Origin of the sequence: uncultured Rhodoblastus sp., from assembly GCF_903903185.1 — a bacterium.
GTDB lineage: Bacteria > Pseudomonadota > Alphaproteobacteria > Rhizobiales > Beijerinckiaceae > Rhodoblastus.
Genome location: NZ_CAIUXT010000110.1, coordinates 29,357 through 47,162 on the forward strand (window position 1 = coordinate 29,357; position 17,806 = coordinate 47,162).

The window sequence follows — 17,806 nt, forward strand, 5'->3', positions numbered from 1 at the left end:
TCGGATAAAGGTTTCGGCCATCGACCGATGATTGGTGCTGGAAGGATCGACCCTCGATCACACCCAATTGACGACATCGGCGCCGAGACCGGGGATCGTGATCACGACCCCGGCCTTGGCGCCTGGCAAAGGATCGCGCATTGGCGCGTTCGCGCTCTGGTAGATGATGACGCTGTCATAAGGGTGCGAGGTAAAGCCCGCGACGTTGTCTTCCTTGTCGGCGGCGATTTTCGCGGCATAGAATCTTGTGAACAGGCCGCATTTGTCGAAATCATCGAACGACACCGGGTTGTAGCAGATGAGCCAGACCTTCGAAGTCGGATTGGCTTCGAAGTGTCGGCGAAAGTTGGCGATCAAGGTCTTTACCGGCTCGCCGGTAAAGGGATGGTAGAAAAAAAACACATTGCATCCCGGCTGAAAAGGCGGCTGGCTGGCGTCGCCCTCCAAGATGGAGACGCGCGAAAACTTTTCGTCCCGCCGCCGAAGCTTTGCGAAATTTCGGAACGCCACGCGGGCGACAAGGGGCGACAGTTCCAGACCAATCAACCTGGCGAAGGGATATTCGCAGGCGACAGCCAGCGCGCGCCCCTTGCCGCAGCCTATGTCTATGAATGTCATCTCAGGCTCGACGCCGATCAGGTCGAGGCATTTGCGTACGATGCCCGGATGCGCTCCGACATAGCCGACCGAATGAACGTCGTTCTTGCTCCCCGACGCCAGGGCGCGGCGCGTAACGCGTCCCGATGTTTCTATTCTTAAAGCCTTGTCCATCGGATGAACCGGCCCGCGTTTACCGCGCAACAAGTCGAAAACATGAGCGGCGGTCTGAAAAGCGGTTGCGAGCATATCTAAGGCAATCCCAATTGAATCAAGTCCATGTGAATGCATCAGCCGATTGGCGCTTCAATATAATGAATAACAAATTTGGGCGAAGCAGTCTAGTCAAGCTCAAGCAAGCTCCATTTTTTCAAAAGCTTGGACGTTTTGGGGAACTGGGCGCCTGCGCCCGACAGCTTTCCGCTGTTTTGCGTCCTTCCCAACGCGGGCCGGATTTCAGGTTTCGACGGCCAGCCGACTCGCACGGGTCCTCCCATGCGGGAATTGGCGGAACAGGCTGGATTGCTGCGAAAATTCGGTCGATGATGCAGGCCGATTGGCCCTTTCCGTCTCCGCATCCGCCAGATCGACCGCCTCGGCTCCGTCAATGCCGCTCGAAAAACAGCGGCCGCAATTGCGTGACCGCCAGCGCGGCGTGAGTTTGCGGGGTCGGATGCAGTTTTCTTTCGTAGGCGCGGCGTCGCATTCGCGTCCGGCGGTCATTCTCGCCGGCTGGATTGCGGATTTAGCGAAACCTGGTTTCGGAAAATGATTTCAGTCCTGCTGCGGCGTCTTCGATCGCGAGCCAATCCATCGCTTTATTCGGACGGCATGGGTGTGCGCCGATCTGTTCAATTCGTCGGCGTCCGGAATCCGACCGCGCATCGTCAGCATCACGTTTCGCGAGACATAGGTGCGGTTTTCGACCGGCCATTGCTCTTTATAGTCCGCTATGGTGATGCCGAAATCGAAGTCTCGACCGTGTTCGAGCGCCCATTGCGCGAGAAACCGGACAAGAAGCTGCGCTGGCCCATAGGCGGCGTATTTGGGGTCGAATGTCGTCAGGGCGTACTCGACCGCGCGCGGGCAAACGAGGCAGATCGCAACAGCAACCGGAACGCCGTCCAGTTGAACGGCGGCGACCGTGGGGCTGTCGGTCGCCCGGACGAGACGGCGAAAGAATTCCGGCGCCTCGGAATGGCCCACCCAGGGCGAGCGCTTGCCTTTTTCCTTTAGCCAAAGGGCCTTGCGCTCAAAAAAGAAGGCCATGGCGCGGTCCGCTTCACCGATGGAATCGCACCAGCCGATTTTCACCTCGCCCCGCTGCGCAAGCCGCTTGGCGCGCGACCGCAGATTGTAGCGCATCCCGCTCGACAGGCGCTTTTCTGCTTCCCCCCAGGTCGCGTAGCTCGACGAAGGGATGACCACGCCGGGCACGCAGGTGATCTTCTGCGGAAACGGAAGGGTCGCGGCGGCCCGGTCGAACGGCGAATCCTCCGGCGTATTGTAAATTATCAACCGGTCCGCCACGCCGGCGAGAGTCGAGACCGCCGTCAAAATCCGCGAGCCGATGGAAGGACTGTCCACCAGAGGCGCGCTGTATTCCTCGTTAGTGCCGCAACTGAACGGGCGCAGCACCGCGTGGAATGAACGCGAGAGCGTCAGCCCCCAGACGCCGCGCAGCCCATCGTCGTCGCGGACCGTGACAAGGAACGATGTTTTACCTTGCGCCTCGGCGATTGAAAGGGCGGCGCGGGCATAATCATAGCACTGGCAGAATGACGTCGCCCAACCCTCCAGCGCGCGCCATTCGCTTTCAATTCCGGCCAGGGATTCAAGGTCGAGGCGGACGACGGCATCGGCTCGCCGCGGCGGGGAAACGCAGAGCGCGATCTCTTCTGAAATGTTCAGATTGTTCATTTTTAATCTTTCACAGGCAAGAAACAGATTTAGCATATTTATCCATATGTAACCATTTTCCTATTTGATATCATTTATATATAATATATTTTTATGATAACGCCTTTCTTATTATGTTTTTACGAATTCGCCCAATTGTTTTCCATCGGAAATTTAACCAGCCGCCATGAGTGCGACTAAGCGGATGCATGCTTAATCTATCTGCTTTTTAACACTGCCATGCACGAGTCCTCAATATCCGTATTAACACGGAAATGTCCTGCACAAATAGCTTGCGGCTGGCCTAAAGCAGCCAAGCTCCGCATCGAGTATTTGGAATTGCTCTAGGCAAGAGAAAAACTGCCCCTTCTCAGGCCATTACGGGTAACGAATGGGCGGTTTGCGAGGGCTTCACGCGCCGCCGGCGGTTTTCGGGTTCGTTTTCCTGGAGCCTTTCCAGATCCAATTGAATCGGAAAAGGTTCTGGCGCAAACCAAGCGTCAGGCTTCGACGGCCAGCCAACCCGCACGGGTCCTTACATGCGAGAACTGGCGGAACAGGCTGGATTGCCGCGAAAATTCAGGCGATGATGCAGGCCGATGAGCCCTGTCCCTTTCCGCATCCGCCAGATCGACCGCCTCGGCTCCGTCAATGCGGCTGACTGGGACGCCTGCGCCAATCCCGGCGGCCCGGCCTGTCCCGATGGCGAGCGCTTCAACCCCTTCATCGGCCACGCCTTTCTCGACGCGCTCGAAACCTCGGGTTGCGTCGGCGGGCGGACCGGCTGGATTCCCGCCCATGTGCTGGTCGAAACGCCGGAGGGAAAGCTCGTCGCCTGCGCGCCGGCCTATTTCAAGACCCATTCGCTCGGCGAATATGTGTTCGATCATGGCCTCGCCGACGCCTTTCACCGCGTCGGCGGCAAATATTATCCGAAACTTCTGGTCGCCGTGCCGTTCACGCCGGTGACGGGGCGCCGCCTGCTGGTCGCCGCCGACGCCCCCGAAGGCGCCGCAGAGGCTTTGACGCTCGGCCTGCGCTCTCTCGGCAAGAACGCCGGCGCGTCGTCGCTGCACATCAATTTTCCCGACGCCGCCGACCGCGATTTTCTCGAAAACGCCGGTTTTCTTCAGCGCAAGGGCCAGCAGTTCCATTTCTACAATCGCGGCTACAAGACCTTCGACGACTTCCTCGCGACGCTGGCCTCGCGCAAGCGCAAGGCGATCCGCAAGGAGCGCGCGGAAGTCGCCGCCGCCGGCCTCGCCATCGAATGGGCGACCGGCGCCGATCTGACCGAGGCGCATTGGGACGCTTTTTATTCCTTCTATCTCGATACCGGCGAGCGCAAATGGGGCCGCCCCTATCTGACCCGGGCGTTTTTCACAAAGCTCGGCGCCGCCATGGCGGACCGCGTGCTGCTGGTGCTGGCGCGGCGCAAGGGGCGGCTCATCGCCGGGGCGCTCAATCTGATCGGCGACGACGCGCTCTATGGCCGCAACTGGGGCGCGATTGAACAGCACCCCTGCCTGCATTTCGAGCTTTGCTATTATCAGGCGATCGAATTCGCCTTGTCGCGCGGGCTGTCGCGGGTCGAGGCCGGCGCTCAGGGCGAGCACAAGCTGTCGCGCGGCTATGAGCCGGTGGCGACTTTTTCGGCGCATCAATTCGCCGATCCGCGCCTTGCCGATGCGGCGGCGGATTTTTTTGCGCGCGAGGCCCAGGCGGTCGAATCGCTGATCGAGGATTACGCCGAACATGCGCCGTTCCGCAAAGGGGAAAACCCCTCTTGACCGGGCAAGGTCCCTGAGCCACCGTCCGCGCCGAAATCACCGCCGGAGCCTTCCCATGACCGTCGCCTATGACCCGAACAATATTTTCGCCAAAATCCTGCGCGGCGAGATTCCTTGCGAGAAGGTGTACGAAGACGATGCGGTGCTGGCTTTCATGGACGTGATGCCGCGCGCCGACGGTCATGTGCTGGTGGTTCCCAAAACCACCGCGAGGGGCCTGCTCGATATTGCGCCGGAAGCGCTATCCGCGCTGATCCTGCGGGTCCAGAAGATCGCCCGCGCGGTGAAAAAGGGCATGGGCGCGCAGGGGATCACCCTGCACCAGTTCAATGAGCCCGCCGGCGGCCAGAGCGTGTTCCATATTCATTTTCACGTGATTCCGCGCTGGGAAGGCGAGGCTTTGCGCGCGCATGGCGGCGGAATGGCCGATGGCGCGACGCTTAAAAGCCATGCCGACAAGATCAGGGCGGCGCTGGCGGAGGCGTGAGCCGTCCCTGGCCAACGGTTTGACGGTTTTCGCGCTGCTGCGGCAGTCGGACTTGACCTTTTGGCGCCAAAGCCGCCGCTTCCTGCAATGGCCCATTTCGGCGCGAAGCGAAAAGCCGCGCGCGCCGCCGGCAAGGGCAGGATCGCGCCGGGAGCGGAAATCCGGCGGCGCCTGCCGACACATGCTTTGCGAAAATGCGCAAATTCGCTATCGACCACATCGGAACCTTGACGCCAAACGGGCTTTGGCGTCGCCACCGCCCATTGAATTCGTGCAACGTCTCAAAATTATGCGACGCGCAATTCGGAATCGTTGCGACGGCCACGCCAACCAACAATTCTTCGCCCGGTCTCGTGATGTTTATCGATTTGCCGTCGGCCGATCGCGATTTGGCTCCAGGCTGGCCAAATCTCGACTCGACCGCCGTGACGCGGACGCCCGGCGCGACATTCGCGCCGGGCGCAGACTGCGAAACGTCGTTCAGGCGAGGCGGAAACCCGCGCCGCGACCCGCGCGGCGACCCGCGCGGCGGGCCATGAATCCGATGCCGGCGAAGCCGACCAGCATCATCGCCCAGCTCGAAGCTTCGGGAACGGCTGGCGTGGCCGATATCGTGATCGTACTCGGGCCGGAGACGATGCTCGAAAGGGCGAAAGTTCCGAACTTGAAATTCGGGCTCGACGGGGAGCCGGTGAACAGGTCAGGTCCCGCAAACTGCGTGAATCCGAGGCCGGCGGCCGAAATATTGAGATCGGCGAACAAGAACGTGCCGAAGCCAATGGTGGCCGTTTCCTGGACCCCGCCGAACACGCCGTTCACATTGAAGTATTGGATACTGTCGCCAAAAAAGGACGCGTTCGACGTGTCCGGAATGCGGCTGGAGTCGATCTGGAAACTGGCCTGCCGTGAGCCGGTCAGCTTGAAGTCTATCAAGGCCGCATGGGCGGAAGGCGCCAGCGTCGCCCCCAGCGCCAGCATCGCCAGAATGGCCATTGGCCTCAGCGGCGGAGCGCCGGCGCCGGAACGCCGGCCAGGCAGCGGCGTCATTTGAAACGTCTTCATGGGTTCTCTCCAGAATATTGAGGCCGTAAAAGGCCAGATCAGGAGCTTGCCGATCAAACTCCTATGACTTGAATACGAGAATGAAGGTTTTATAGATGCAGCTTATGATATATTTTTGTTTCTATGCTTTTATATTAAATTATAATGATTATTTCTTATTATATATGCCGCAAATATACGTTCGCACGCCGGATCGAGATCCGCCGTGCGAAAGGTTCGTTGGCGAAGCCGCCAATCGTCACAACCCGCTGAACCAGTTGTAGCCGTAGGTTTCCCAAAATCCGCCGGTGAATTCGTCGCCGATTTCGATTTCCCCGATATGTTTGGGGTTCTTGAAGCCGAGCTTGGTCGGAATGCGCAATTTCAGCGGAAAGCCATGTTCACGCGGCAAAACGCCGCCGTCGAAACCGAGCGTCAGCTGGGTCTGCGGATGCAGCGCGCTCGCCATGTCGATGCTGGTGACATAATGGTCGTCGCAGCGAAAAGTGACATATTTCGCGTTCAAGTCGGCGCCGACCGCGCGCAGGAAGTCGGAAAAGCGAATGCCGGTGAATTTGCCGATCGCGCTCCAGCCCTCGATGCAGACATGGCGGGTGATCTGGGTGAACTGCGGCAGCGACGAAAGCCGTTCCAGCGTCCAATCCTGAGTGTTCTCCACCTTGCCGGTGACGTTGAGCAGCCAGTCGGCTGGATCGATCCTCGGGGCCTTGTCGGCGCTGTTGGGCGTGTAGAAACTGTTGAAGGGAAACGGCCGCGTGATCATCGATTCGGGATATTCCGGCGCCAGCCTTTGCGGGTTGAGCAGCCAGGCCTGCACCCTGTCGTTGAAATCCGACACTTTGGACAGCATTTGCTCGGCGGATTGGCCGTCGACCACGTCGCAGCCGGTCAGCATGGTCAGCGCGCCAAGCCCCAGCGCATGGCGCAGGAACGACCGGCGGCTCGATAGATCGACGCGGCGGGCGGCGTCGCGCAAGATGAGCCCACTGTCGGGATGGGGAATTTTGCGAATGGACATCAGCGCCCCCTGATCATGGCCGCGATGGTGCGCGGCGTCAGCAACGCCATCGCCACATGAACCAAAAGGAAGAGAAAGATCGCGGCCATGGCGCAGAAATGAACCAGCCGGGCTCGGTCGAAATCGCCGAAGGCCAGGGTGAAGATCTGCAACTGGACCGGCTTCCAGATCGCCAGCCCGCTCAGGATCGCCAGCGCGATCGCCGCGAGCACGCCCATGTAAAACAGTTTCTGCACGCCATTATAGGCCGACAGATCGGCATGGGCGAGCTTGCCGCGCAGGGCGTCGCCGAGGGTTTGCAGCACCTCGGCGGGCGCGAGCGGCAGGAATTTGCGCCGGAAACGGCCCGACGCCAGACCATAGAGCATCATCAGGATGAAATTGGCGGCCAGCACCCACATGGCGGCGAAATGCCAGCGCAGGCCGCCGATAAAGCCGAGACCGAAGGTCATGGCCGGCGGAACGGCGAAAGGCAAGGTCGGATGGGCGTTGTGAATCGCCAGCCCGCTGGCGATCATGACCATGATCGCGGCCGCATTGACCCAATGGGTGAGACGAACGATCGCCGGATGAACAGGTTTCGAATGAGCCATGCCCGCGCTCCCGCAAGTGGAAGAAGGGCGCGACCGACGCCGCGCCCCTTTTGCTCAAGACTCATTTCGGCAGCAGGACCTTGTCGATCACATGGATGACGCCGTTGCTCTGGACCACGTCGCCGATGGTGATGGTGGCGATGTCGCCCTTGGCGTCCTTGATTTCCAGCTTGCGGCCCTTGGGGAAGATTTCGAGCTGCTCGCCCTCGACGGTCGTCACTTTGGCGACGCCGCCATGGGCCTTGGCGTTCTTTTCGAGATCTTCCACCGAGAGCTTGCCGGGAATGACGTGGTAGGTCAGGACGGCGGTCAGCGTGCCCTTGTTTTCCGGCTTGAGCAGCGTATCGACCGTGCCGGCCGGCAATTTGGCGAAAGCGGCGTTGACCGGCGCGAGGACGGTGAACGGGCCGGGGCCCATCAGGGTGTCGACCAGACCGGCGGCCTTGACTGCGGCGACCAGAGTGGTGTGGTCCTTCGAGTTCACGGCGTTTTCGACAATGTTCCGGTTTTCATACATCGGCGCGCCGCCGACGTTGGGGTTGGCCAAGGCCACGGCCGCCGGAATCATGGCGACAGCAAAGAGGGTGGAGAAAGCAAGGTTGCGGACATTTTTCATAGTAAAATCCTCTCAGGTTAGTCGCCCATTTGCGACATGAAAGCCTTTTCATTTGGCCTTCGAGGGACTTTACGGGTGGACCCTGCAGTTAGTTGCAAAGCCGCTGCAAATTTTTTGGAAATTTCTTATTTTTATATTTTAAGATACTTATCGAAATAGAACGCGCGTCCGCCGAGGCTGCGAGGCCTTGGGCGAAGGAGCGAATACCGGCTTTTCGCAAAAAAATTGCGAAAACGAGGCAATCCGGAGCCGATTGCGATTCAGCCGAACGGCAATCGACGCCGGAACGGCGAATGGCTGCTGATACGAGGGGACAAGCGAGAGAGTTGCAGCCGGGCGCAAATTTTCGACAGCCGTCGGGTTTTTGTGCGCCGCGGAAAAATTCAATTCATCGCGGCGACGATCACGCAGACGCAGCCGCGCGACGAACGCGCCTTTCCATGAAGCGCGCCTTTCGGCGCCAGATGATAATCGCCGGGACCGAGCAAAGTGTCGCCGAAGGCGATGTCGCCCGACACGACAAAACATTCTTCGTCGTCGTCGTGATCGTGGCTCAGCGTCGAAGTCGCGCCTGCTGCAAGTTCGAGCAGATAGGTCTGGCGGCCGATTTCCGGTTTGCGGTGCAGCACCTTGATGCGGACGCCCGGCTCGAGTTCAACCCATTGGCCCTCATCGGCGCGCGTGACCCTGCAATTCAGGCTATCCCGCGTCTCGGCGTCGAGCCTTGCCTCGATTTTCGCCAGCATGTCGGCGGGCGGCGGAACCGGCGCCAGACCGCCGGCGAGCGGCGCGAGCCGCTGTTCCCAGGCGGCGATCTCATCGGCGAATTGCCTGTCTTCCCGCGCCGTGGCGGCGGCGGCGTCATAGGTCTCGTCCGACAGCAGGCCGATGGCGTAGGCCGCAGCGGTCATGTCCCGGTCCTGGTCTTGCCCCTTCATCCCATACATTCCTTCATCGACGCCAGACCGCGATGCACCCAGGCCTTGACGGTGCCCAGCGGCCGGTCGAGCCTTTGCGCCAATTGTTCGTGGGTGAACCCCTGCACGTAAGCGAGCACGATGGCCCGGCGATAATCCTCGCGCAAACGACCGAGGCAAAAGCCGAGACGATCCTTCTCCAGCTCCGGAGCGGCCGCGGATTCGTCGGCCAGGGAATTGAGCAGCGCGTCGTCGGCGTCGAAGGAGCAGACGGGTTCGGGACGCCGGCGCAGATCGTCTATCGCCACGCGCCGCGTCAGCGTCGCCAGCCAGGCCATGGCCGATCCCTTGGCCGGATCGAATTTGTCGGCATTGCGCCAGATTCGGATGAAAGCCTCCTGCAAGATTTCTTCGCTACGTTCCCTGTTACGCATTAACGCGCGGACCATGGCGAATAGTTGCGGCGAGGTTTGAGAATAAATTTGGCGAAAGGCCTGCCTGTCGCCCCTGGCGACTTGCGCGAGCGCCTGTTCCAAACTGTTCATATCGGCGGCGCCCCCCGTAAAACGCCGGCAGTGTAGTTTAAGTTTTTCCCGAAGAGAAGGCGCGCAAGCTGAGATTCGGCGCTGGCCAAGCAAACCGGGGTTTCGACGGACGGCCGTCATCGCGCGAACCGGCGCCCGCTTCGCTGGAAAACCCGAAGCGAGGCCGGATCGGCAGGGTTTGGCCGTCCCCGACGATGCCGCGTCTTCGCCGATCCCCGCCGTTGGCGATCCGGTGATCGAATTCCCGCACAGGGTCAGCTTGCAGCAGTCGCGGGCGCGATCGGGATGGTCGGCGAGGCGCCGGACTCCGCGGCCTTGAGACGCCGCCAACGGCCGCCAAAGTTGCACGATTCATTAAAGAATATGGCCTGGTGGGCCCATATCGCGGAGGGGTAGCCTATCCGCCCCAATGCCAGGCGGCCCAGACGATGACCGCCTCGCCGGCCAGAATGGCGGCGAAGACCGAGCGGCGCGCGGCGAAAAAGGCGACCGCCGCGGCGGCGATGCCGGCGACGCGCGCCCAGACCGGCACGATCGCCAGTTCATGCGAGGGAATCAGCACGATCTTGACCACCACCCCGACCAGCAGCACGGTCGCGACGCTGCGCACGAACAGAAAAATTTCCGATTCCTCGTCGATTCCCCGCGCGAAGAACACCGCGATCACCCGCCAGATTTCGCTCGGCAGGAAGCCCAGAACGATCAGCGCCAGATAGGGCGCGAGCGTCGGATCGCCGGTAAAGACGCTCATCTGGAACGCCGCGCGAAATAGCCGACAAGCCAGGCGCCGCCGCCCCCAATCAGGGCCAGCGCCGGCAGGTCGAGGCCGCCGCCGATCCAGCTCTGCGTCAACGGCGCCAGAACGGCGCCGAACAGCATCGACAGCCAGTCGGCGCCCGAACGCGCCGAGCGCGCCGTGGTGGCCAGAAAATAGATCGGCGACAGCATCATCAGCCCCGCGCCGAGCGGCGCCGGCAGCGAACCGGTCAGCCAGAAGCCAAGCGCGGTGGACAAGGTCGTCAGCACGATGCAGACCGTCGCCAGCCCGAAGAAAAATGGCAGGCGGGTCGGCCTCGCCAAATCGGGCAGGCGGCGCAGCGATTCCGCCCAGACGGTGACGGCGATGCAATGCGAGGCGGCGAGCAAGGTGGCCAGCCGGGTTTTTCGACCGCGCAGCATCGGCAGCACCGAAAGGCACATCGGCAACAGCCGCACCGACGACAGGCTGACCGCCAACGCAATCGCAGGAGGCGCGGTTTTGGCCGCGACCGCGCCGAAAAACAGCAATTGTCCGGGGCCGGCCCAGACCAGCAAGGTGGAGAGCATGGCCGCGCCGATAGGAAAACCCGCCGCCCGCGCGAGACCGCCAACGCCCATCAGCGACAAGGCGACATAAAACGCCGGACCCGAAAACGCCGCCCGCGCCCCGGCGCAGAACCAGCGCGCAAACGCGCCTTCATCGAGCGTGTCGTCCGGGTCGTCCCGGTTTTCCGACAGCGCGCCCTCGGTCGCCCCGGGCGCGTTTTTCGCATTCCGACGATCCCGGATCGGCAAAGGCTTGGGTTGCATGGCCTCGAAGCGTTTTCTTCACGCGAACCTGCGTCCACTATGCTTGACCGGAAGGGTCGCGTTGCCGTTAAGCCATGACTCAGACTTCGGCAAGCCGCTCCAGCCGCGCGACGTCGAGCAGGCGCACGCCATCGGGGACGATGACAATGGTCTTTTCCCGCGCCATCCGGGTCATCATCCGGCTGACGGTCTCGACCGTCAGGCCGAGATAATCGCCGATGTCGAGCCGGGTCATCGGCAGCGGCACATGGACGGAAGCGCCATGGATGCGGGCATAGCGGTTGCGCATGCCGATCAGGAAGGCGGCGATCTTTTCCTCCGCCGTGCGTCGGCCGAGCACCACCATCTGGTCCTGCGCCAGGGTCAGCTCATGCGAGGCCGCCTCCAGCAAAGCCCGCATCAGACGCGGCTTTTCGTCGATAAGCTCGGAAAAGCCGACCCGCGAGAACTGGCAGATTTTGGCCGGCGTCAGCGCGTCGGCGGTGAACATGTGGGTCTTGGCGAGGGCGAGGCCGAGGAAATCGCCGGGCATGGCGAAGCCGACCACCTGCCGGCGCCCATCCGGCAAAAGTTTCGACAGCCGCAGCGCGCCCGAGGTCAGATTGCCGACATGGACCGCGTCGCGGCCCTGCTCGAACACGGTCGCCTTGGAGGGAAACGAAACGGTGCGGCCGATTTTTTCCAGCGCTTCGAATTCGTCCGGGTCGAGCGCCTGGCAGATGCTCTGGCCGCGCACATCGCAATCGGCGCAATCGAGCGCCCCGCCCTGGGGCGGCTTTTGCGAAGCGCAGGACAGACTGCGCACACTGGCTTCCATGCGACCGAAGACCGTGTCCGTCATAGTCTTTTCGGCCAAGCTTTCCAAAACAAACTCCCGCTGGAGCCGGCGCATCCGACCGACTTACAATAGGATGACATTCTTTCCTATGACGCAAGCCTTGATGGTCAAAAATTTTGATCCTTGTCAACGACAAGGCGGAAAACTTGCAGATTCTACCGCATAGACCTTCGCCTGCGCGCAGGCTTTCCGTCGGTCGCCCGACGTTTGCGCAGCCTTGCTCAAGGCGGCGCCATCGCCTATGGATCAAAAGAGCCAATCCGGCGCGACGGCGATCGAGCGCAATGATTCATTCCCGAGGCCCTACGCGCCGGTTCGAGCGGATCAACTTCCTGTCCTCGGGGACGCCGGAGGCGGAGGACTCCCGCGCGCGGCTGGTCGGCCGCTATGGCGACGTCCATTCCGACGAAGCCGAAGTGGTGGTGGCGCTGGGCGGCGACGGCCTGATGTTGCAGACCCTGCATAAGTTCATGGGCCGCAACGTCCCGATCTACGGAATGAATCGCGGCTCGGTCGGCTTTCTGATGAACGAGTTCCGCGAAACCGGGCTGCGCAAGAGGCTCAGCTCGGCGCACAGCTCGATCGTTCATCCGTTGCTGATGGAGGCCGAAACGGTCAACGGACCGAAGACCCAGGCGCGGGCGATCAACGAAGTATCGCTGCTGCGCCAGTCCGCCCAGGCCGCCAAGCTGCGGGTGCGGGTGGACGGCCATGTGCGGCTTGAGGAATTGATGGCCGACGGCGTGCTGATCGCCACGCCGGCCGGCTCCACCGCCTATAATCTCTCCGCCAACGGCCCGATTTTGCCGCTCGACGCGCCCTTGATGGCGCTGACGCCGATTTCCGCCTTCCGCCCCCGCCGCTGGCGCGGCGCGCTGCTCTCCGACAAGGCCGAGGTGGTTCTGGAAATTCTCGAAGCGGACAAGCGCCCGGTGGCGGCCACCGCCGATCACTTCGAGTTCCGCGATGTGCTGCGGGTCAGAGTGACGACCGACCGTTCGACGGGCATGGAGATTCTCCACGATCCCGGTCATTCCATGGAAGAGCGCATCCTGCGCGAACAATTCAGGCATTGAATCATGGCCGACGAAGACGACAACATGGCCGCCCGGTTGCGCGGCTTCGACGAAAAAATTCTGGCGCGCGACAAATATTCCTTCTCGCGGCTGACCTATGATTTTCGCCGCGCCGACGGGCGCTGGGAAAGACATGAGCGCAACCTGTTCCGCCGGCCCGACGCCGCCGTGCTGCTGCCCTATGACCCGCAGCGCAAAAAAGTGCTGCTGACGCGGCAGTTCCGGCTCGGCGCCTTCATCAACGATTCCACGCCCAATCTGCTCGAAGCCTGCGCCGGGACGATCGACCCCGATGAGGCGCCCGACGCCTGCATGCGGCGCGAGGCGATGGAGGAAATCGGCCTGCGCGTCCATGAACTGCGCTTGCTGTTCGAGGCTTTCGTCAGCCCGGCGGCGACGACGGAAAAGCTCTATTTCTTCGTTGCGCCCTATGGGCCGGACGCCCGCGTCGCCGACGGCGGCGGCATGGAGGAGGAAGGCGAGGAGATCGAAATCGTCGAAGCCGGCTTTTTCGAGACCCTGGCCGAGGCGCAGGCCGGGGCGATCCGCGACGGCAAGACGCTGACCCTGCTCTATTGGCTCAAGGCATCGGGGCTGATGGGCTGAATTCCCGCCCGATCCAATTTCACAGGATCAGAAAAGTTTCGCGGCCGCGCCGCTGGCTGGCGCCCCGCCGCGCCGGCTTTTCATCGCAACATCGGCCGACGGGCGCAGCCGCCCGGATGGATTCGTAATTCGCCGAACTTGCTGTTTATGCACCGCAAATTGCGATAGCGACCGCCTGGCGATTCGCAATTCGCAATTTCCCCGCCCCCATGAACTCCTGGACGATCCTGCGAACCCCCTGGTTTTATTGATATTCAACCCTTTTCGGCCGCTTGGCGCCGCACTTGCCAAAGATGGGCGAGACGCAAGTCCGCGTCAGCCTCCAGAGGGGTTAATCCATTGAATATCATAATGAAAAAGGCTCTCGTCGTCGTCGCCTCCGGCGCTTCTGCGGTCCTCGCCGCAAACACCGCTCGAGCCGATGTGTTCCAACTCAACTATGAAGCGCCGGGCGTCCAGAACTCCACCGCGATCTTCAGCGTGAAGGGCGTCGAAACGTTCGACGAGCTTAAACCCGGCTATTACAAACCCATCGTCGCCGACTTCGCCGCCCAGACCAAAGGCGCAATCTCCGGCGTCTACACCCCCGGTTCGGGAAACTCGAAGGGCGTCCAGATCGATGCAGCCGACAAATTTGGCGGCGCCGGCGGAACGGGGACCTATCCGGTCTCCTTCCCGAACACGTCCTACACGCTCACCCTGAGCAACGATGCGATCCTCAATCCCAAGGGGATCAACTATTTCGGCTACTGGCTGTCGGCGCTCGACAAGGGCAATATCGTGACGTTCTACAATAATGGCGTCGAGGTCGGTCAGGTGACGCCGAAAGAAGTATCGGCGATCACCCAACTCGACAAGCGCTATTACGGCAATCCGAACGCCCAATTCAATGGTCAAGACCGTAGCGAACCGTTCGTGTTCATCAACTTCTACGACACAACCGGCACATTCAACCAGGTGACGTTTTCCGAAGGCAACAACTTCGGCGGCGGCTACGAATCCGACAATCACACCGTCGGCTATTATACGCAGGTTGGCGGCGTTCCCGAGCCTTCGACCTGGGCCTTGATGGCGCTCGGCTTGTGCGGCCTCGGCTTTCTCAGCCATCGCCGGGTGAAGACGGTTTCGATCGCGTGAATTAGCGCCATCGACAACATCCGAAAGGCCGCCGCGAGGCGGCCTTTCCTTTGGCGCGGAACAAGCCGAACCGCTTCAACCCGCGTGGATTGAATCATCGTCGGCGTTGCGCTTTCGCGCCGCCGCCTTGCGCGCAAAAAATCACGAAAAAATTGACGCGGCGATTTGGGGCCAGAACGCCGATCAGGCGGCGATCAGTTGTTTTTCCAGCGCGTCGAGATCGACGGCGATTTCGCCGCTTTCGCCCGATGCGGCGGGCTCGAAAACCGGCGCCGGAGCGGTTTCGGGCAAAACCGGCGCTTTGAGCGCCGGCGCGGCGGGCGGTTCCGCCGGCGCGGCGGCCATGGCCGGCGCTTCCCGTTTCAGCCGCGCAAGCGCGCGCCGGCCCGTCTCGCGCGCCGCATCCGCCTCGAACCGGCGCAACAGCGCGATCAGGCGGGAAAGACTTTCGTCGCCCGCGCCTTCGCATTGGCGCAGCACCGCCTGAACGAGGGGCAGGCGCAAGGCGCCGTCATCGGTTTCTTCCTGCGGCAGGCGCGCCAGCGCAACCAGCGCGATCTGAAAGGCGAGCAACAGGGTCTCGGGCAGGCCGGCCCTCGCGTAAACAGCGGCAAAGGCCGGGGAGGCCGGGTCCCTGACCAGGCCGGCGATGCGGCGCGGGCCCAGACCGGTCAGTTCGGACAGCGTCGCCTCGAACAGGCCGCTCTGGCCGCAGAGCAGCGCGCGCAGCGCGAGCCCCGCCGTCAATTGCCCGGAAACCCGCAGATAAGCGGCGAGCGCCGCCGTCTCGTCGGAATAGTCGGCGCAAGCCGCGGCGATGATCATGGCGGCGCGGTCTCGCGAATCCCTTGCGACGTTTTCGCAGCGCGCGCGCGCCATCCAGTTGCGTTTGAGCGCGAGATCGGTCAATTGCCGCGCGGCGGCGGCGGCCAGCGCGGCGCGCACGGTCGCCGGCAGCCACGGACGGCCCAGCAGGGCCTCGCGCAATTCGCCGTCGTCCCAAAACCGTTCGACCATGCGGCGCATGGCGAATTCCGGCAGATTGGCGCCGGCGTTGACCGCCAGCGCGATGAGCGCCTCGCGCGCCCCGATCTCGGCCAGCGCCGCCGCAACGGCGGACGACAGTTCGGAGCGCAGGGCGATGGCGGCCTGGGCGCCGGGGGAGCCGATGGCGGCGCAATCGATCAATTGCGCGTCGCTCAGAAGCTTCGAGCGCGCCAGCACGAGGGCGGAAGCCGGCGAGGGATCGCAGGCCAGCGCCCAGATCAGCGCCGGAGGCGCTTGCGTCGCCCCGGCGAAGGCTTCGGCCAGCGCCCGGCGCGGCAAAGGCGAGGGATCGTCGAGCAGCGCGAAAAACACCTTCTCCGCCCGCTCCCGCTGGGCCGGGTCCAGATCTCCGTCCAGCCAGGCCCGCGCCAGCGCCGCGGCGCCCCCCGCCCGCGCGCTGGCCGGGGCGTTTTCCAACGATGGGGCGAAAGCACGGATGGTCATGCGTCACTCGCGAAAAAGCGAAAGCCCCCTTGGCTTCCGGTTAATCGAGTGTGAGGATTCAAGGTAAAATTTCGCTTAATATTTTTTGTCGCCCGCGACCGGTCGCCATTGGCGCAAGCCTCGCATAAGCTTCGCTCCATTCAGGAGACGCCCGCCATGCGTTCGATTCTCGTCCTTTCCGCCGCCTCCCGCGCCGCTTTCGAGGCGGGGCTGGCGAGCGAGGCCGATGGACTTGCGCTCGATCTCGCCGGCGCAGCCGACGTCGATGTCGCGCGCGAGAACGCCGCCGCCTGGATCGCCGAAGCAAGCGGCCTCGGCCGGCCTTGCCTCGCGCTCATCCATCGGCTCGGCTCCGGTCTGGCCGATGGCGATCTCGACGCCGTCGTCGCCGCGCGGCCCTTCGGCATTCTCCTGCCCGACGCCCACGGCCGCCGCGACGCGCAGCATCTGGGCGCCAAGCTGGCGGTGCGCGAGGCGGAAGCCGGCTTGCCCGACGGTTCTTGCAAAATCCTGGCTCTGGCCGCCGATTCGCCCGCCGCGATCTTCGAACTCGGGACTTTTACGCGCGGCGCCCGGAGGCTGATCGGTATCGGGCGCGACGAACTGTCGTTGCGGCGCCTGCTTGGCGTCGCCGCGGGCGCGTCGGGGGAGCGCCCGGAGCCGTTGCGGGTCGCGCGCGCGCTCTGCCTGTTCGCGGCGGCGGCGGCGGGCGCGCCGGCCTATGACGCCGCCGAACCCTTGGAGGGCGAGGATTTTTTCCGCGCCTGCGCGGCGGCCAGCAGCGACGGTTTTGCCGGCAAGCTGGTGTTGTCGGCGGCGCAGGCGAAAACCGTCAATGACGTTTTCCCGCAAGCTCTCGCGGAAAAGACCTAGAGCCATTTCGCTTGAAAACGCTCTAGAACCGCGTGACCAGATCGGCGAGAACGGGCCGCGCGCGGTCCTCGATTTCCGCCTCCAGCCGGCCGATATGGATGTAGCCGGCGATTTTTTCATGCTCGGCGACGCCGAAACGGGCCAGAACCTCGCGGTCATAGGCGCACCATTCGGTCAGCCAGGCGGTGCGAAAGCCCATCGAGGCCGCAGCGATGGTCAGCGCCATGCAGACCGCGCCCGCAGACATTTCCTGCTCCCACAGCGGAATCTTGACATGCGGCGCGGCGCGCGACACCACCGCGACCACCAGCGGCGCGCGCAACAGGCGGTTGCGCTCGGTCTCGATGCGCTGGGCCTCGGCCTCCGGCTCGCGACGGGCATAGATCTCCGCCAGAATCTCCCCGGCCCGCGCGCGTCCCTCGCCTTCGAACAGGATGAACCGCCAGGGCGCGAGCTTGCCGTGATCGGGGACGCGGGCGGCCAGCGTCAGCAGGGTTTGCAACTGCGCCTCGTCCGGCCCCGGGCCGCGCATATGCGCGGGCGGGACGGAGCGGCGCCGTTCGAGAAGTCTTATCGTGTCGTTCATGCGATCATCCGGGCCTTTCACAAAGACAAGCCCTAAAAAGGCCGCTTTGTAAACCGAAGCCGGAACCTGTTGAAAATTGGAGGGACGATTTGCGGCGATCGGGAAG

General features: G+C 62.8%; 19 protein-coding genes. 6 read left to right on the forward strand and 13 right to left on the reverse strand.

Annotated features, from left to right (window positions below):
* Nucleotides 1-57: 57 nt before the first annotated feature.
* Entirely contained in the window at nucleotides 58-846 is a 789-nt protein-coding gene (locus QZY01_RS09980) for a class I SAM-dependent methyltransferase (protein ID WP_294536516.1), read from the reverse strand.
* A gap of 525 nt (nucleotides 847-1,371) precedes the next feature.
* The gene (locus QZY01_RS09985; RefSeq protein ID WP_294536518.1) at nucleotides 1,372-2,517 is read right to left on the reverse strand and encodes a GNAT family N-acetyltransferase; all 1,146 of its coding nucleotides are present in this window, start codon (nucleotides 2,515-2,517) and stop codon (nucleotides 1,372-1,374) included.
* Nucleotides 2,518-3,095: 578 nt separating this feature from the next.
* Here QZY01_RS09985 and QZY01_RS09990 point away from each other — a divergent pair.
* Together QZY01_RS09990 and QZY01_RS09995 are read left to right on the forward strand one after the other, a co-directional pair.
* Entirely contained in the window at nucleotides 3,096-4,286 is a 1,191-nt protein-coding gene (locus QZY01_RS09990; protein ID WP_294536520.1) for a GNAT family N-acetyltransferase, read from the forward strand.
* A 55-nt stretch (nucleotides 4,287-4,341) separates the two neighbouring features.
* A complete protein-coding gene (locus QZY01_RS09995; RefSeq protein WP_294536522.1) occupies nucleotides 4,342-4,773 on the forward strand; it encodes an HIT family protein in 432 nt (143 codons plus the stop codon).
* A gap of 480 nt (nucleotides 4,774-5,253) precedes the next feature.
* Here the strand turns inward: QZY01_RS09995 and QZY01_RS10000 are convergent, their stop codons facing one another.
* The 9 genes from QZY01_RS10000 to QZY01_RS10040 all read right to left on the reverse strand — a co-directional run bounded on the left by QZY01_RS10000 (nucleotide 5,254) and on the right by QZY01_RS10040 (nucleotide 11,934).
* Entirely contained in the window at nucleotides 5,254-5,835 is a 582-nt protein-coding gene (locus QZY01_RS10000; RefSeq protein WP_294536524.1) for a PEP-CTERM sorting domain-containing protein, read from the reverse strand.
* Between the two features lie 238 nt (nucleotides 5,836-6,073).
* Complete coding sequence (locus tag QZY01_RS10005) at nucleotides 6,074-6,853, reverse strand: molybdopterin-dependent oxidoreductase (protein ID WP_294536526.1); 780 nt, start codon at nucleotides 6,851-6,853, stop codon at nucleotides 6,074-6,076.
* Complete coding sequence (locus QZY01_RS10010; protein WP_294536528.1) at nucleotides 6,853-7,446, reverse strand: cytochrome b/b6 domain-containing protein; 594 nt, start codon at nucleotides 7,444-7,446, stop codon at nucleotides 6,853-6,855. Before QZY01_RS10010 ends, QZY01_RS10005 begins: the two co-directional genes overlap by 1 nt.
* A 61-nt stretch (nucleotides 7,447-7,507) precedes the next feature.
* On the reverse strand, nucleotides 7,508-8,014 hold the full coding sequence (locus QZY01_RS10015; RefSeq protein ID WP_294536585.1) for a fasciclin domain-containing protein: 507 nt from the start codon (nucleotides 8,012-8,014) through the stop codon (nucleotides 7,508-7,510).
* A 431-nt stretch (nucleotides 8,015-8,445) separates the two neighbouring features.
* On the reverse strand, nucleotides 8,446-9,000 hold the full coding sequence (locus QZY01_RS10020; RefSeq protein WP_294536530.1) for a cupin domain-containing protein: 555 nt from the start codon (nucleotides 8,998-9,000) through the stop codon (nucleotides 8,446-8,448).
* Nucleotides 8,997-9,524, reverse strand: a complete 528-nt coding sequence (locus tag QZY01_RS10025) for a sigma-70 family RNA polymerase sigma factor (RefSeq protein WP_294536532.1) — start codon at nucleotides 9,522-9,524, stop codon at nucleotides 8,997-8,999. Before QZY01_RS10025 ends, QZY01_RS10020 begins: the two co-directional genes overlap by 4 nt.
* A 397-nt stretch (nucleotides 9,525-9,921) precedes the next feature.
* The gene (locus QZY01_RS10030) at nucleotides 9,922-10,275 is read right to left on the reverse strand and encodes an AzlD domain-containing protein (RefSeq protein ID WP_294536534.1); all 354 of its coding nucleotides are present in this window, start codon (nucleotides 10,273-10,275) and stop codon (nucleotides 9,922-9,924) included.
* Nucleotides 10,272-11,093 carry an AzlC family ABC transporter permease gene (locus tag QZY01_RS10035; protein ID WP_294536536.1) on the reverse strand — a complete coding sequence of 274 codons (822 nt, stop codon included), beginning with the start codon at nucleotides 11,091-11,093 and terminating at the stop codon, nucleotides 10,272-10,274. The genes QZY01_RS10030 and QZY01_RS10035 overlap by 4 nt, the downstream gene beginning before the upstream one ends.
* A gap of 79 nt (nucleotides 11,094-11,172) precedes the next feature.
* Complete coding sequence (locus tag QZY01_RS10040) at nucleotides 11,173-11,934, reverse strand: helix-turn-helix domain-containing protein (RefSeq protein ID WP_294536538.1); 762 nt, start codon at nucleotides 11,932-11,934, stop codon at nucleotides 11,173-11,175.
* 281 nt (nucleotides 11,935-12,215) lie between these two features.
* Between QZY01_RS10040 and QZY01_RS10045 the strand changes: the two genes are divergently transcribed.
* The 3 genes from QZY01_RS10045 (at nucleotide 12,216) to QZY01_RS10055 (ending at nucleotide 14,750) form a co-directional block, all read left to right on the forward strand.
* Nucleotides 12,216-13,007 (forward strand): NAD kinase, encoded by a 792-nt coding sequence (locus QZY01_RS10045; RefSeq protein WP_294536540.1) that lies wholly within the window; start codon nucleotides 12,216-12,218, stop codon nucleotides 13,005-13,007.
* Between the two features lie 3 nt (nucleotides 13,008-13,010).
* Nucleotides 13,011-13,613: an NUDIX domain-containing protein gene (locus tag QZY01_RS10050; protein ID WP_294536542.1), complete on the forward strand. Its 603-nt coding sequence runs from the start codon at nucleotides 13,011-13,013 to the stop codon at nucleotides 13,611-13,613.
* Between the two features lie 351 nt (nucleotides 13,614-13,964).
* Nucleotides 13,965-14,750 (forward strand): PEP-CTERM sorting domain-containing protein, encoded by a 786-nt coding sequence (locus QZY01_RS10055; RefSeq protein ID WP_294536544.1) that lies wholly within the window; start codon nucleotides 13,965-13,967, stop codon nucleotides 14,748-14,750.
* 183 nt (nucleotides 14,751-14,933) lie between these two features.
* Here the strand turns inward: QZY01_RS10055 and QZY01_RS10060 are convergent, their stop codons facing one another.
* Nucleotides 14,934-16,241: a DUF2336 domain-containing protein gene (locus QZY01_RS10060; protein ID WP_294536546.1), complete on the reverse strand. Its 1,308-nt coding sequence runs from the start codon at nucleotides 16,239-16,241 to the stop codon at nucleotides 14,934-14,936.
* A 156-nt stretch (nucleotides 16,242-16,397) separates the two neighbouring features.
* Here QZY01_RS10060 and QZY01_RS10065 point away from each other — a divergent pair, with 156 nt between their 5' ends.
* On the forward strand, nucleotides 16,398-17,114 hold the full coding sequence (locus tag QZY01_RS10065; protein ID WP_294536547.1) for an aldolase: 717 nt from the start codon (nucleotides 16,398-16,400) through the stop codon (nucleotides 17,112-17,114).
* Nucleotides 17,115-17,136: 22 nt separating this feature from the next.
* Here QZY01_RS10065 and QZY01_RS10070 read toward each other — a convergent pair whose 3' ends face one another.
* Nucleotides 17,137-17,700, reverse strand: a complete 564-nt coding sequence (locus tag QZY01_RS10070; protein ID WP_294536548.1) for a nitroreductase — start codon at nucleotides 17,698-17,700, stop codon at nucleotides 17,137-17,139.
* Nucleotides 17,701-17,806: the final 106 nt, after the last annotated feature.

Coding starts and splice junctions, on each gene's coding strand:
- QZY01_RS09990 (WP_294536520.1), top strand. CDS start 3,096: ATGAGCCCTGTCCCTTTCCGCATCCGCCAGATCGACCGCCTCGGCTCC.
- QZY01_RS10065 (WP_294536547.1), top strand. CDS start 16,398: ATGCGTTCGATTCTCGTCCTTTCCGCCGCCTCCCGCGCCGCTTTCGAG.
- QZY01_RS10025 (WP_294536532.1), bottom strand. CDS start 9,524: ATGAACAGTTTGGAACAGGCGCTCGCGCAAGTCGCCAGGGGCGACAGG.
- QZY01_RS10000 (WP_294536524.1), bottom strand. CDS start 5,835: ATGAAGACGTTTCAAATGACGCCGCTGCCTGGCCGGCGTTCCGGCGCC.
- QZY01_RS09995 (WP_294536522.1), top strand. CDS start 4,342: ATGACCGTCGCCTATGACCCGAACAATATTTTCGCCAAAATCCTGCGC.
- QZY01_RS10020 (WP_294536530.1), bottom strand. CDS start 9,000: ATGAAGGGGCAAGACCAGGACCGGGACATGACCGCTGCGGCCTACGCC.
- QZY01_RS09985 (WP_294536518.1), bottom strand. CDS start 2,517: ATGAACAATCTGAACATTTCAGAAGAGATCGCGCTCTGCGTTTCCCCG.
- QZY01_RS10035 (WP_294536536.1), bottom strand. CDS start 11,093: ATGCAACCCAAGCCTTTGCCGATCCGGGATCGTCGGAATGCGAAAAAC.
- QZY01_RS10055 (WP_294536544.1), top strand. CDS start 13,965: ATGAAAAAGGCTCTCGTCGTCGTCGCCTCCGGCGCTTCTGCGGTCCTC.
- QZY01_RS10040 (WP_294536538.1), bottom strand. CDS start 11,934: ATGACGGACACGGTCTTCGGTCGCATGGAAGCCAGTGTGCGCAGTCTG.
- QZY01_RS10050 (WP_294536542.1), top strand. CDS start 13,011: ATGGCCGACGAAGACGACAACATGGCCGCCCGGTTGCGCGGCTTCGAC.
- QZY01_RS10015 (WP_294536585.1), bottom strand. CDS start 8,014: ATGATTCCGGCGGCCGTGGCCTTGGCCAACCCCAACGTCGGCGGCGCG.
- QZY01_RS10060 (WP_294536546.1), bottom strand. CDS start 16,241: ATGACCATCCGTGCTTTCGCCCCATCGTTGGAAAACGCCCCGGCCAGC.
- QZY01_RS09980 (WP_294536516.1), bottom strand. CDS start 846: ATGCTCGCAACCGCTTTTCAGACCGCCGCTCATGTTTTCGACTTGTTG.
- QZY01_RS10030 (WP_294536534.1), bottom strand. CDS start 10,275: ATGAGCGTCTTTACCGGCGATCCGACGCTCGCGCCCTATCTGGCGCTG.
- QZY01_RS10045 (WP_294536540.1), top strand. CDS start 12,216: ATGATTCATTCCCGAGGCCCTACGCGCCGGTTCGAGCGGATCAACTTC.
- QZY01_RS10010 (WP_294536528.1), bottom strand. CDS start 7,446: ATGGCTCATTCGAAACCTGTTCATCCGGCGATCGTTCGTCTCACCCAT.
- QZY01_RS10005 (WP_294536526.1), bottom strand. CDS start 6,853: ATGTCCATTCGCAAAATTCCCCATCCCGACAGTGGGCTCATCTTGCGC.
- QZY01_RS10070 (WP_294536548.1), bottom strand. CDS start 17,700: ATGAACGACACGATAAGACTTCTCGAACGGCGCCGCTCCGTCCCGCCC.